Raw genomic sequence first — 13,344 nt, 5'->3', positions numbered from 1 at the left:
TTATGGATGTTACCGCAAAATACGAATTGATTGGGCTGATGGCCTATCCCATCCGCCACAGTTTATCGCCTGAAATGCAGAATAAAGCCTTAGAAAAAGCGGGATTGCCATTTACCTATATGGCCTTTGAAGTGGATAACGATAGTTTTCCCGGAGCAATTGAAGGATTAAAAGCCCTCAAAATGCGCGGAACTGGTGTGTCGATGCCGAACAAACAACTGGCATGTGAATATGTTGATGAATTAACGCCAGCTGCCAAACTGGTGGGTGCCATCAACACCATCGTTAATGATGATGGCTATCTGCGTGGCTATAACACCGACGGCACGGGCCATATTCGCGCCATTAAAGAGAGCGGTTTTGATATCAAAGGCAAAACGATGGTGCTGCTGGGTGCCGGCGGTGCCTCAACGGCGATTGGCGCGCAGGGGGCAATTGAAGGTTTAAAAGAAATTAAACTCTTTAACCGTCGGGATGAGTTCTTCGATAAAGCCCTCGCCTTCGCACAACGGGTTAACGAAAACACCGATTGTGTCGTCACGGTTACCGATCTCGCCGATCAGCAAGCCTTTGCTGAAGCCCTGGCTTCCGCCGACATTTTAACCAATGGCACAAAAGTGGGTATGAAACCCCTTGAGAATGAATCATTGGTTAATGATATCAGTCTGTTACATCCGGGACTTCTGGTCACTGAATGCGTGTATAACCCGCATATGACGAAGTTATTGCAGCAGGCGCAACAAGCTGGTTGCAAAACGATTGATGGATACGGCATGTTGTTGTGGCAAGGGGCTGAACAGTTCACGTTATGGACTGGCAAAGATTTCCCTCTGGAATATGTTAAACAGGTCATGGGGTTCGGTGCCTGACAGGCTGACCGCGTGCAGAAAGGGTAAAAAATGAAAACCGTAACTGTAAAAGATCTCGTCATTGGTACGGGCGCACCTAAAATCATCGTCTCGCTGATGGCGAATGATATCGCCAGCGTGAAATCCGAAGCTCTCGCCTATCGTGAAGCGGACTTTGATATTCTGGAATGGCGTGTGGACCACTATGCCGACCTCTCCAATGTGGAGTCTGTCATGGCGGCAGCAAAAATTCTCCGTGAGACCATGCCAGAAAAACCGCTGCTGTTTACCTTCCGCAGTGCCAAAGAAGGCGGCGAGCAGGCGATTTCCACCGAGGCTTATATTGCACTCAATCGTGCAGCCATCGACAGCGGCCTGGTTGATATGATCGATCTGGAGTTATTTACCGGCGATGATCAGGTTAAAGAAACCGTCGCCTACGCCCACGCGCATGATGTGAAAGTTGTCATGTCCAACCATGACTTCCATAAAACGCCGGAAGCCGAAGAAATCATTGCCCGTCTGCGCAAAATGCAGTCCTTCGATGCCGATATTCCTAAGATTGCGCTGATGCCGCAAAGTACCAGCGATGTGCTGACGTTGCTTGCCGCGACCCTGGAGATGCAGGAGCAGTATGCCGATCGTCCAATCATCACGATGTCAATGGCAAAAACTGGCGTAATTTCTCGTCTGGCTGGTGAAGTATTTGGCTCGGCGGCAACTTTTGGTGCGGTAAAAAAAGCCTCTGCACCAGGGCAAATCTCGGTAAATGATTTGCGCACAGTATTAACTATTTTACATCAGGCATAAGCAATAATATTTCGGCGGGAATATCCTCCCCCGCCGAACTAAAAAATATATTTAACCGTATTTAATAAAAATATTTCGTGAGTCTCTGTGCGCTAATTCTCCATCTGGCGTAGGGAAAATCACATCTGAATCAGGAATTAACAATGAAACCTGTAAAACCACCTCGTATTAATGGACGAGTGCCGGTCCTGTCGGCACAGGAAGCGGTGAATTATATTCCCGACGAAGCAACACTTTGTGTGTTAGGCGCTGGCGGCGGTATTCTGGAAGCCACCACGTTAATTACAGCTCTTGCTGATAAATATAAACAGACTCAAACGCCACGTAATTTATCGATTATTAGTCCAACAGGGCTTGGCGATCGCGCCGACCGCGGTATTAGTCCGCTGGCGCAAGAAGGTCTGGTGAAATGGGCATTATGCGGTCACTGGGGACAATCGCCGCGTATTTCTGATCTCGCAGAACAAAATAAAATTATTGCTTATAACTATCCACAAGGTGTACTTACACAAACCTTACGCGCCGCCGCAGCCCACCAGCCTGGTATTATTAGTGATATTGGCATCGGAACATTTGTCGATCCACGCCAGCAAGGCGGCAAACTGAATGAAGTCACTAAAGAAGACCTGATTAAATTGGTCGAGTTTGAAAACAAAGAATATCTCTATTACAAGGCGATAGCGCCAGATATTGCATTCATTCGCGCTACCACCTGCGACAGTGAAGGCTACGCCACTTTTGAAGATGAGGTGATGTATCTCGACGCATTGGTTATTGCCCAGGCGGTGCACAATAACGGCGGTATTGTGATGATGCAGGTGCAGAAAATGGTTAAGAAAGCCACGCTGCATCCTAAATCTGTCCGTATTCCGGGTTATCTGGTGGATATTGTGGTGGTCGATCCGGATCAAACCCAACTGTATGGCGGTGCGCCGGTTAACCGCTTTATTTCTGGTGACTTCACTCTTGATGACAGCACCAAACTTAGCCTGCCCCTAAACCAACGTAAATTAGTTGCGCGGCGCGCATTATTCGAAATGCGTAAAGGCGCGGTGGGGAATGTCGGCGTCGGTATTGCTGACGGCATTGGCCTGGTCGCCCGGGAAGAAGGTTGTGCTGATGACTTTATTCTGACGGTAGAAACAGGCCCAATTGGCGGTATTACTTCACAGGGGATCGCCTTTGGCGCGAACGTGAATACCCGTGCCATTCTGGATATGACGTCCCAGTTTGATTTTTATCACGGTGGCGGTCTGGATGTTTGTTATTTGAGTTTTGCTGAAGTCGACCAGCACGGTAACGTCGGCGTGCATAAATTCAATGGTAAAATCATGGGCACCGGTGGATTTATTGATATCAGTGCAACTTCGAAGAAAATCGTTTTCTGCGGCACATTAACTGCGGGCAGTTTAAAAACAGAAATTACCGACGGCAAATTAAATATCGTCCAGGAAGGACGGGTGAAGAAATTTATTCGGGAACTACCGGAAATTACTTTCAGCGGAAAAATCGCTCTCGAGCGAGGGCTGGATGTTCGTTATATCACTGAGCGCGCCGTATTCACGCTAAAAGAAGACGGCCTGCATTTAATCGAAATCGCTCCTGGCGTCGATTTACAAAAAGATATTCTCGACAAAATGGATTTCATCCCAGTGATTTCGCCAGAACTCAAACTGATGGACGAAAGATTATTTATCGATGCGGCGATGGGTTTTGTCCTGCCTGAAGCGGCTCATTAACAGGAGTATAATGATGGATTTTTCTTTAACTGAAGAACAAGAACTGCTGCTGGCCAGTATTCGCGAGTTGATTACGACCAACTTCCCGGAAGAGTATTTCCGCACCTGCGATCAAAACGGGACATACCCGCGTGAGTTTATGCGGGCGCTGGCGGATAACGGCATTTCTATGCTTGGCGTGCCGGAAGAATTTGGTGGCATCCCTGCGGATTACGTCACCCAGATGCTGGCGCTGATGGAAGTGTCAAAATGCGGTGCTCCGGCATTTTTGATTACCAACGGTCAATGTATTCACAGCATGCGCCGTTTCGGTTCTGCTGAGCAGCTACGTAAAACGGCAGAGAGCACCCTGGAAACGGGTGATCCCGCCTATGCCCTGGCGTTGACGGAACCAGGCGCAGGCTCAGACAATAACAGTGCTACTACCACTTACACGCGTAAAAATGGCAAGGTTTACATCAACGGCCAGAAAACCTTTATTACCGGCGCGAAAGAGTACCCGTATATGCTGGTGCTGGCGCGCGATCCAGAACCGAAAGATCCCAAAAAAGCCTTCACCCTGTGGTGGGTCGACTCCAGTAAGCCCGGCATTAAGATTAACCCGCTGCATAAAATCGGCTGGCATATGCTCAGCACCTGCGAAGTCTATCTCGACAACGTGGAAGTTGAAGAGAGCGACATGGTGGGCGAAGAAGGAATGGGTTTCCTCAATGTGATGTATAACTTTGAGATGGAGCGCCTGATCAACGCCGCGCGCAGCACCGGCTTTGCCGAGTGTGCCTTTGAAGATGCCGCCCGCTATGCCAACCAGCGTATCGCTTTTGGTAAGCCCATTGGTCATAACCAGATGATCCAGGAAAAACTGGCGCTGATGGCGATTAAGATCGACAACATGCGCAACATGGTGTTGAAAGTGGCATGGCAAGCCGATCAGCATCAGTCACTGCGCACCAGCGCGGCGCTGGCAAAACTGTACTGCGCACGTACCGCAATGGAAGTTATTGATGATGCGATTCAAATCATGGGCGGTCTGGGCTATACCGATGAGGCGCGCGTCTCTCGCTTCTGGCGTGATGTCCGTTGTGAACGTATCGGCGGCGGTACAGACGAAATTATGATTTACGTAGCGGGTCGGCAGATCCTGAAAGATTATCAGAACAAATAATCTGCAGGCGGCGCAGCTTCTTAACAAACTGCGCCGCCAGATTTATCCGGCAAGACTTACCGGTTGAGGAAATTCAGATAAGATTTCTTGTTCCGCAAAACAGTTTTTAAATTGCCTGCGGTAATCGCTGGGCGAACAGCCGACATGGCGCAAAAACAGTTTGGCAAAGTGATCGACATTTTCATAACCCACACGCCAGGAGATCTCTGCCTGTGATAATTCAGTATTGGTGAGTGACCATTTCGCTTCCGTCATACGCCGTTGAATAACATAGTTAATAGGGGAAATACGATACTCTTTGGTAAATTCATGGCAAATATAACTGACGCTGGCACGAAATTTTTTCGATAACTGCTCTAAAGTGATTTTTTCGCGATAATTATTATTCAGATAGAAAAGAATATCTTTTATCAGAACATCTTTTTTAATATACCCCTGCTCCGAACGATAAGCATTTTTAAAGTTTTCATAGTAAAGAATTGCTAACGTATAGGCAAATGCGTCCCATAACGAAGATGTTTGGCTATTTTTACTTTGCGGCAAAATCACACTTAGCTCATTAAATAAGGTTTTAATGACTTCTTTTCCCTGCCCTGCGGCAATTACCGGGCAAGAATGCGGTTGCAGTAGCTGATTTTCCTCAGCCCCCTGAAACTGAAAGCCGTACAGCGCACAGGTACACGTCGTTGCTGGATCGTTAACGTCAGAGGCCACCGCATGCAGCCTGCCACGTTCTATCACCACAATGTCATCGGCGTGCGCGACATATAACGAAGAATCGATGGTAAACCTTGCTACCCCTTTCTTGACGTAAATCAACTCGGTTTCATTGTCATGAACGTGATGTCCGGACTCCCATTTTGGATCATCGCTAAATGCAAAACGTGAAAGCCGTGGCGTTTTACCGGCGACAAACAGCGTTTCGCTGGCGTTATCAAAACAGCGTTGATACATGACAACCTCCCTATTCCATGAGCAAGCAAAAACAATATATGCCGGATAAAATACGGCGTGTATTGCGGTTATACAACCGCGTTTAGCGAGAGCTAAACAAGATTATTTACACTGAATGCAAGATTGTACGGTCATGGAATAACTATATTGCCGCAAATTGCACTTTTGTTTTAGCGATCGCATTTTTTTTGCAAGATTGTTGGCAAGGAAAACAGCTTGCTCCGTCGAAAACCCCGCACCGCTATCGCACACTATTTTCAGGCCATTTTTACCTTCCATCGGAGATGGTTCCGTATGCGACTCACAGGAGAAATCATGAAAATAATAACCTGCTTTAAGCTGGTGCCTGAAGAACAGGACATTGTTGTCACTCCAGAATATACCCTGAATTTCGACAATGCCGACGCCAAAATCAGCCAGTTCGATCTCAATGCCATTGAAGCTGCAAGCCAGCTTGCAACAGATGACGATGAGATAGCCGCGCTGACCATTGGCGGCTCATTGTTGCAGAACTCGAAAGTGCGCAAAGACGTGCTATCCCGCGGGCCGCACAGCCTGTATTTGGTGCAGGATGCGCAACTTGAACATGCACTGCCTCTCGATACCGCAAAGGCGCTGGCGGCAGCAGTTGAAAAGATCGGCTTCGATTTACTGATCTTTGGTGAAGGTTCCGGCGACCTTTATGCCCAGCAGGTTGGCTTGCTGGTCGGAGAAATTCTACAACTTCCGGTGATTAATGCAGTGAGTGCTATTCAGCGTCAGGGCAATACACTGGTGATTGAACGCACGCTTGAAGATGATGTTGAAGTTATTGAGCTCTCTGTTCCAGCCGTGCTCTGCGTCACCTCCGATATTAACATGCCACGCATTCCTTCGATGAAAGCCATTCTCGGCGCGGGTAAAAAACCGGTAAATCAGTGGCAGGCAAGTGATATTGGCTGGAGCCAGAGCACGCCACTTGCTGAACTGACCGGCATTCGCGTACCGCCGCAAACAGAACGTAAGCACATCATTCTCGATAACGATTCGCCGGAGGCCATTGCCGAGCTGGCGGAACATCTGAAGAAAGCCCTGAACTGAAGCCTACGGAGAAGAAACGATGAGTCAATTAAACAGCGTCTGGGTCTTTAGCGATAATCCTGAACGTTATGCTGAACTGTTTAGCGGCGCGCAGCAATGGGGCCAACAGGTGTATGCCATTGTACAAAATACCGACCAGGCGCAGGCAGTTATGCCTTATGGTCCAAAATGTATTTATGTTCTTGAGCAAAATGATGCGCTGCAACGTACTGAAAATTACGCCGAAAGCATTGCTGCCCTGCTGAAAGATAAACACCCTTCTATGTTGCTGCTGGCCGCGACGAAACGCGGTAAAGCTCTGGCAGCACGGTTAAGTGTGCAACTGAATGCGGCGCTGGTGAACGATGCCACTGCGGTGGATATTGTCGATGGTCACATTTGCGCCGAACACCGGATGTATGGCGGGTTAGCGTTCGCACAGGAAAAGATCAACAGCCCGCTGGCGATCATTACCCTTGCACCCGGTGTTCAGGAACCGTGCACCAGTGATACCTCTCATCAGTGCCCGACAGAAACGGTACCTTATGTTGCTCCGCGTCATGAAATTCTCTGTCGCGAACGCCGTGCGAAAGCCGCAAGCAGCGTGGACCTGAGCAAAGCAAAACGTGTAGTTGGCGTCGGTCGTGGTCTGGCGGCGCAGGATGACCTGAAAATGGTCCACGAACTGGCGGCGGTGCTGAATGCTGAAGTCGGCTGTTCACGTCCAATTGCCGAAGGCGAGAACTGGATGGAGCGTGAACGTTATATCGGTGTCTCCGGCGTGTTGCTGAAATCCGATCTCTACCTGACGCTGGGGATCTCCGGGCAGATCCAGCATATGGTTGGCGGCAACGGCGCAAAAGTGATTGTCGCCATCAATAAAGATAAAAATGCGCCAATCTTCAACTATGCCGACTACGGTCTGGTGGGCGATATTTACAAAGTCGTCCCTGCCCTGATTAGCCAGTTGAGCCGCTAATTCCCCTTTCAACCACATCTCCCGCTGTAAACGCAGCGGGAAGGGAGCATAACGCATGTCGGATGACAAATTTGATGCCATTGTGGTCGGTGCGGGCGTTGCCGGTAGCGTTGCCGCACTGGTCATGGCGCGAGCCGGGCTGGATGTCCTGGTGATAGAACGCGGCGACAGTGCCGGATGTAAAAACATGACCGGCGGGCGTCTTTATGCCCACACACTTGAAGCGATCATTCCAGGCTTTGCAGCATCAGCGCCGGTAGAACGCAAGGTCACACGCGAGAAAATCTCCTTCTTAACCGAAGAGAGTGCCGTTACCCTCGATTTTCACCGCGAGCAACCAGATGTTCCGCAACACGCGTCTTATACCGTATTGCGTAATCGTCTGGACCCGTGGTTGATGGATCAAGCCGAACAGGCTGGCGCGCAGTTTATCCCGGGCGTTCGTGTCGATGCGCTGGTTCGTGAAGGAAACAAGGTCACTGGCGTGCAGGCCGGGGATGATATTCTCGAAGCGAATGTGGTGATTCTGGCTGATGGCGTTAACTCGATGCTTGGCCGCTCGCTGGGAATGGTTCCCGCTTCCGATCCGCATCATTACGCTGTTGGTGTTAAAGAGGTTATTGGCCTCACACCAGAACAGATCAACGATCGCTTTAATGTTACGGGCGAGGAAGGTGCCGCCTGGCTGTTTGCCGGTTCCCCTTCGGACGGCCTGATGGGTGGCGGATTCCTCTATACCAACAAGGATTCCGTATCGTTGGGGCTGGTTTGTGGATTGGGTGATATCGCCCATGCGCAAAAAAGTGTGCCGCAAATGCTGGAAGATTTTAAACAACACCCCGCCATTCGCCCGCTGATTAGCGGCGGCAAACTGCTTGAATACTCCGCGCATATGGTGCCGGAGGGCGGTCTGGCAATGGTGCCACAGCTGGTTAACGATGGCGTGATGATCGTCGGTGACGCCGCAGGCTTCTGCCTGAATTTGGGTTTTACGGTCCGCGGCATGGATTTAGCCATTGCATCGGCTCAGGCTGCCGCCACAACGGTGATCGCCGCCAAAGAACGCGCGGATTTCTCCGCCAGCAGTCTTGCGCAATACAAACGTGAGCTGGAACAAAGCTGCGTCATGCGTGATATGCAGCATTTTCGCAAGATCCCGGCGCTGATGGAAAACCCGCGCCTGTTTAGCCAATACCCACGAATGGTAGCCGACATCATGAACGAGATGTTCACCATCGACGGCAAACCTAACCAACCGGTACGCAAAATGATCATGGGACACGCGAAGAAAATTGGACTGATCAACTTGCTGAAAGATGGCATTAAGGGAGCAACCGCGCTATGAGCCAGAACGCTACGGTTAACGTCGACATCAAATTAGGCGTAAATAAATTCCATGTTGATGAGGGCCATCCGCATATCATTCTGGCGGCAAATCCCGATATCAATGAATTCCGTAAATTAATGAAAGCCTGTCCTGCCGGACTTTATAAGCAGGATGATGCCGGCAACATTCATTTTGATTCTGCCGGTTGTCTGGAGTGCGGCACCTGTCGGGTGCTGTGCGGTAACACTATTCTCGAACAGTGGCAATATCCCGCAGGCACCTTCGGTATTGATTTTCGCTACGGCTAATCATGCATCCCACAGGCCCGCATCTCGGGCCTGATGTTCTGTCTCGAGAGTCCAAAATGAAAGTGACATTAACGTTTAACGAACAACGTCGTGCGGCGTATCGTCAGCAAGGGCTATGGGGCGATGCTTCGCTGGCCGATTACTGGCAGCAGACCGCTCGTGCGATGCCAGACAAAATTGCCGTGGTCGATAATCATGGAGCATCGTACACCTATAGCGCGATCGATCACGCCGCGAGCTGTCTGGCAAACTGGATGTTAGCGAAGGGTATTGAATCAGGCGATCGCATCGCATTTCAACTGCCTGGCTGGTGTGAATTTACCGTTATCTATCTTGCCTGCCTGAAAATCGGTGCGGTTTCCGTACCGCTGTTGCCTTCCTGGCGGGAAGCAGAACTGGTATGGGTGCTTAATAAGTGTCAGGCAAAAATGTTCTTTGCTCCGACGTTGTTTAAACAAACGCGTCCGGTAGATTTAATCCTGCCGCTGCAAAATCAGCTTCCACAACTACAACAAATTGTCGGCGTGGACAAACTGGCTCCCGCCACCTCTGCTCTCTCATTAAGTCAGATTATCGCCGACAATACTCCTCTGACCATGGCGATAACGGTCCACGGCGATGAATTAGCCGCGGTGCTGTTTACCTCCGGAACCGAGGGTCTGCCAAAGGGCGTGATGCTAACGCATAACAATATTCTCGCCAGTGAGCGGGCTTATTGCGCGCGGTTGAATCTGACCTGGCAGGATGTCTTTATGATGCCTGCGCCACTTGGTCATGCAACGGGCTTTCTGCATGGCGTAACGGCACCATTCTTAATTGGCGCTCGCAGCGTGTTGTTAGATATTTTCACTCCTGCTGCGTGTCTCGCGCTGCTTGAGCAGCAGCGTTGCACCTGTATGCTCGGCGCAACGCCGTTTGTCTATGATCTTTTGAATTTACTGGAGAAACAACCCGCAGACCTTTCAGCGCTGCGCTTCTTTCTTTGCGGCGGGACCACAATCCCCAAAAAAGTGGCGCGTGAATGCCAGCAGCGCGGCATTAAATTATTAAGTGTTTATGGTTCCACAGAAAGTTCGCCGCATGCAGTGGTGAATCTCGACGATCCTTTGTCGCGCTTTATGCACACCGATGGTTACGCTGCCGCAGGTGTTGAGATTAAAGTGGTCGATGACGCACGCAAGACCTTACCGCCAGGTTACGAAGGTGAAGAAGCCTCGCGTGGCCCCAATGTGTTTATGGGGTATTTTGATGAACCTGAATTAACCGCCCGTGCGCTGGATGAAGAAGGCTGGTATTACAGCGGCGATCTCTGCCGCATGGATGAGGCTGGCTATATAAAAATAACCGGGCGCAAGAAAGATATTATTGTCCGCGGCGGCGAAAATATTAGCAGCCGTGAAGTAGAAGATATTTTATTGCAGCATCCTAAAATTCACGATGCCTGTGTGGTTGCGATGCCCGATGAACGTTTAGGTGAACGCTCATGCGCTTATGTCGTGCTTAAAGCGCCGCATCATTCATTATCGCTGGAAGAGGTGGTGGCTTTTTTTAGCCGTAAACGGATCGCGAAATATAAATATCCTGAACATATCGTGGTAATCGAAAAACTACCGCGCACTGTCTCAGGTAAAATACAAAAGTTTTTGTTAAGGAAAGATATTATGCGGCGATTAACTCAGGATGTCTGTGAAGAGATTGAATAAGTTTCATCTTCGGGGATCACATAAACCCGGCGACAAAACGCCGCCGGGTATTTATTTTATTTCTTCAGTTCAGCCAGGCTTAACCAGGTTTGCACCACGGTGTCCGGGTTCAGAGACAGGCTATCGATCCCCTCTTCCATCAACCATGCAGCAAAGTCTTCGTGGTCGGATGGACCCTGACCGCAAATCCCGACATATTTGCCCTGTTTCTTCGCGGCACGAATCGCCATCGACAGCAGTGCTTTCACCGCATCGTTGCGCTCATCGAACAGTTCAGACACCACTCCGGAGTCACGGTCCAGACCGAGCGCCAGCTGTGTCATGTCGTTTGAGCCAATTGAGAAGCCGTCGAAATATTCGAGGAACTGCTCTGCCAGCAAGGCGTTGGACGGAATCTCACACATCATGATGATTTTCAGCCCGTTCTCACCACGCTTCAGCCCCTGACGCGCCAGTTCCTCAACCACCGCTTTCGCCTGATCTACGGTACGCACGAACGGGATCATGATCTCAACATTGGTCAGCCCCATGTCGTTGCGCACACGTTTCACTGCTTCACACTCCAGCGCGAAGCAGTCGCGGAAGCTGTCGGAAACATAGCGGCCCGCGCCACGGAAGCCGAGCATCGGGTTCTCTTCATCTGGTTCGTAACGCTCACCACCGACCAGGTTGGCATATTCGTTCGATTTAAAATCAGAGAGACGGACAATGACGCGCTTCGGATAAAACGCGGCCCCCAGCGTCGCGATCCCTTCAGTCAAACGCCCAACGTAAAATTCACGCGGAGAATCAAAACCTTTCATCATCTCGCGGATTTCGTTTTGCAACTGCGGTTCCTGATCGTCAAACTCAAGCAGTGCGCGTGGGTGGACGCCAATCATGCGGTTGATGATAAATTCCAGGCGCGCCAGACCTACGCCTTCATTTGGCAGGCAGGCGAAGTCAAAGGCACGATCCGGGTTACCGACGTTCATCATCACCTTCAACGGCAGATCAGGCATCGTTTCTACGCTGGAGCTTTTCACGCTAAATTCCAGCAACTCCGCATAGACATAACCGGTATCACCTTCGGCACAAGAAACAGTGACGTTCTCACCGTCTTTCATCCGTTCTGTTGCATCACCACAGCCCACTACCGCCGGAATGCCGAGTTCACGAGCGATGATCGCCGCGTGACAGGTACGACCGCCACGATTGGTGACGATGGCAGATGCCTTCTTCATGATCGGTTCCCAGTCCGGGTCAGTCATGTCAGTAACCAGCACGTCGCCAGGTTCGATGCGGTTCATTTCGCTGATGTCATGGATGACTTTCACCGGACCCGCGCCGATGCGATGACCGATAGCACGGCCTTCGGCGATAATCTTACCCTGTGAATGCAGCGTATAACGCTCCATGACCTGACCGCGTGAGCGCACGGTTTCCGGACGCGCCTGCACAATGAACAGTTTGCCGCTGTGGCCATCTTTCGCCCACTCAATATCCATTGGGCGACCGTAGTGTTTCTCAATTTGTACGGCCTGTTTTGCCAGTTCCTGCACTTCTTCGTTGGTCAGCGAGAAGATGTCACGCTGTTCCTGCGGTACGTCTTCGATTTTAACCTGCTTGCCGTGCTCCTGGGTCGGCGCGTAAACCATGCGGATTTTTTTCGACCCCATGGTGCGGCGCACGATAGCCGGGCGATTCGCCGCCAGTGTCGGTTTGTGCACGTAAAACTCATCCGGGTTAACCGCACCCTGCACGACCATTTCACCAAGGCCCCATGCGGAAGTGATAAACACCACCTGGTCAAAGCCGGATTCGGTATCAATGGAGAACATCACGCCAGAAGATGCGAGGTCGGAGCGCACCATCCGCTGAACACCGGCGGAGAGCGCCACGCCACGGTGATCGTAACCCTGGTGCACACGATAAGAGATGGCGCGATCGTTAAACAGAGAAGCAAATACATGTTTCACTGCCACGAGAACGGCGTCAAAACCCTGAACGTTGAGGAAAGTTTCCTGCTGACCGGCAAAAGAAGCGTCCGGCATATCTTCTGCAGTAGCGGAGGAACGCACCGCAAACGAGGCGTTTTCGTCATCGGCGGAAAGCTGTGCATAGGCTTCGCGGATGGCGTTTTCCAGCTCAGGCTGGAAGGGAGTGTCGATAATCCACTGGCGGATTTGCGCGCCCGCTTTCGCAAGCTGGGTAACATCGTCAATATCCGTTTTATCCAGCAGTTCATAAATGCGCTGGTTTACGCCGCTTTGGTCCAGAAACTGGTTAAACGCGTCGGCGGTTGTGGCGAAACCATTCGGAACGGAAACACCCATTCCGGAAAGGTTAGTAATCATTTCACCCAGGGAGGCATTTTTGCCCCCAACCCTGTCTACATCATTCATGCCGAGTTGGTTATACCAAAGCACCAGCGGTGACGAGCCATTGTTGGACATCGAACAATCCTTTTGTG

The 13,344-nt window shown here is 50.6% G+C and carries 11 protein-coding genes; 9 read left to right on the top strand and 2 right to left on the bottom strand.

Annotation, left to right across the window (positions count from 1 at the left end; all coding sequences use genetic code 11):
* Positions 1–2 precede the first annotated feature (2 nt).
* The 4 genes from ydiB (at position 3) to ACJHX3_RS01560 (ending at position 4,562) form a co-directional block, all read left to right on the top strand.
* Positions 3–869 (top strand): quinate/shikimate dehydrogenase, encoded by an 867-nt coding sequence (gene ydiB, locus ACJHX3_RS01575; RefSeq protein ID WP_000383469.1) that lies wholly within the window; start codon positions 3–5, stop codon positions 867–869.
* 30 nt (positions 870–899) lie between these two features.
* Positions 900–1,658: a type I 3-dehydroquinate dehydratase gene (gene aroD, locus ACJHX3_RS01570; RefSeq protein ID WP_024042008.1), complete on the top strand. Its 759-nt coding sequence runs from the start codon at positions 900–902 to the stop codon at positions 1,656–1,658.
* A gap of 143 nt (positions 1,659–1,801) precedes the next feature.
* Positions 1,802–3,397: an acyl CoA:acetate/3-ketoacid CoA transferase gene (locus tag ACJHX3_RS01565; RefSeq protein ID WP_024042007.1), complete on the top strand. Its 1,596-nt coding sequence runs from the start codon at positions 1,802–1,804 to the stop codon at positions 3,395–3,397.
* Positions 3,398–3,410: 13 nt separating this feature from the next.
* Positions 3,411–4,562, top strand: a complete 1,152-nt coding sequence (locus tag ACJHX3_RS01560; protein ID WP_000347836.1) for an acyl-CoA dehydrogenase — start codon at positions 3,411–3,413, stop codon at positions 4,560–4,562.
* Positions 4,563–4,604: 42 nt separating this feature from the next.
* On the opposite strand, the gene ACJHX3_RS01555 is transcribed toward ACJHX3_RS01560, so the two are convergent.
* A complete protein-coding gene (locus ACJHX3_RS01555) occupies positions 4,605–5,516 on the bottom strand; it encodes an AraC family transcriptional regulator (protein WP_000284798.1) in 912 nt (303 codons plus the stop codon).
* A gap of 315 nt (positions 5,517–5,831) precedes the next feature.
* On the opposite strand from ACJHX3_RS01555, the gene ACJHX3_RS01550 reads away from it, so the two are divergent.
* The 5 genes from ACJHX3_RS01550 to fadK are packed head-to-tail and all read left to right on the top strand — an operon-like array spanning position 5,832 to position 10,892.
* On the top strand, positions 5,832–6,596 hold the full coding sequence (locus tag ACJHX3_RS01550) for an electron transfer flavoprotein (RefSeq protein ID WP_024043836.1): 765 nt from the start codon (positions 5,832–5,834) through the stop codon (positions 6,594–6,596).
* Between the two features lie 19 nt (positions 6,597–6,615).
* Positions 6,616–7,554 (top strand): electron transfer flavoprotein subunit alpha, encoded by a 939-nt coding sequence (locus ACJHX3_RS01545; protein WP_024043837.1) that lies wholly within the window; start codon positions 6,616–6,618, stop codon positions 7,552–7,554.
* A gap of 55 nt (positions 7,555–7,609) precedes the next feature.
* Complete coding sequence (locus tag ACJHX3_RS01540) at positions 7,610–8,899, top strand: FAD-dependent oxidoreductase (RefSeq protein ID WP_024043838.1); 1,290 nt, start codon at positions 7,610–7,612, stop codon at positions 8,897–8,899.
* Positions 8,896–9,189, top strand: coding sequence for a ferredoxin family protein (locus ACJHX3_RS01535; protein ID WP_000081071.1), 294 nt, complete (start codon positions 8,896–8,898; stop codon positions 9,187–9,189). The genes ACJHX3_RS01540 and ACJHX3_RS01535 overlap by 4 nt, the downstream gene beginning before the upstream one ends.
* A 56-nt stretch (positions 9,190–9,245) precedes the next feature.
* A complete protein-coding gene (gene fadK, locus ACJHX3_RS01530) occupies positions 9,246–10,892 on the top strand; it encodes a medium-chain fatty-acid--CoA ligase (RefSeq protein ID WP_024043839.1) in 1,647 nt (548 codons plus the stop codon).
* 56 nt (positions 10,893–10,948) lie between these two features.
* Here the strand turns inward: fadK and ppsA are convergent, their stop codons facing one another.
* Positions 10,949–13,327, bottom strand: coding sequence for a phosphoenolpyruvate synthase (gene ppsA / locus ACJHX3_RS01525; RefSeq protein ID WP_000069360.1), 2,379 nt, complete (start codon positions 13,325–13,327; stop codon positions 10,949–10,951).
* Positions 13,328–13,344 lie beyond the last annotated feature (17 nt).

It is taken from the genome of Escherichia sp. WS1265, from assembly GCF_046487585.1.
Lineage (GTDB): Bacteria > Pseudomonadota > Gammaproteobacteria > Enterobacterales > Enterobacteriaceae > Escherichia > Escherichia coli.
The sequence above is the reverse complement of the archived record's forward strand: the minus strand, read 5'-3'. Positions and strand labels throughout refer to the sequence as shown.

Bases quoted from the DNA above. Each gene is read 5' to 3' on its own strand.
- ydiB (WP_000383469.1), top strand. From the start codon at position 3: ATGGATGTTACCGCAAAATACGAATTGATTGGGCTGATGGCCTATCCC.
- aroD (WP_024042008.1), top strand. From the start codon at position 900: ATGAAAACCGTAACTGTAAAAGATCTCGTCATTGGTACGGGCGCACCT.
- ACJHX3_RS01565 (WP_024042007.1), top strand. From the start codon at position 1,802: ATGAAACCTGTAAAACCACCTCGTATTAATGGACGAGTGCCGGTCCTG.
- ACJHX3_RS01560 (WP_000347836.1), top strand. From the start codon at position 3,411: ATGGATTTTTCTTTAACTGAAGAACAAGAACTGCTGCTGGCCAGTATT.
- ACJHX3_RS01555 (WP_000284798.1), bottom strand. From the start codon at position 5,516: ATGTATCAACGCTGTTTTGATAACGCCAGCGAAACGCTGTTTGTCGCC.
- ACJHX3_RS01550 (WP_024043836.1), top strand. From the start codon at position 5,832: ATGAAAATAATAACCTGCTTTAAGCTGGTGCCTGAAGAACAGGACATT.
- ACJHX3_RS01545 (WP_024043837.1), top strand. From the start codon at position 6,616: ATGAGTCAATTAAACAGCGTCTGGGTCTTTAGCGATAATCCTGAACGT.
- ACJHX3_RS01540 (WP_024043838.1), top strand. From the start codon at position 7,610: ATGTCGGATGACAAATTTGATGCCATTGTGGTCGGTGCGGGCGTTGCC.
- ACJHX3_RS01535 (WP_000081071.1), top strand. From the start codon at position 8,896: ATGAGCCAGAACGCTACGGTTAACGTCGACATCAAATTAGGCGTAAAT.
- fadK (WP_024043839.1), top strand. From the start codon at position 9,246: ATGAAAGTGACATTAACGTTTAACGAACAACGTCGTGCGGCGTATCGT.
- ppsA (WP_000069360.1), bottom strand. From the start codon at position 13,327: ATGTCCAACAATGGCTCGTCACCGCTGGTGCTTTGGTATAACCAACTC.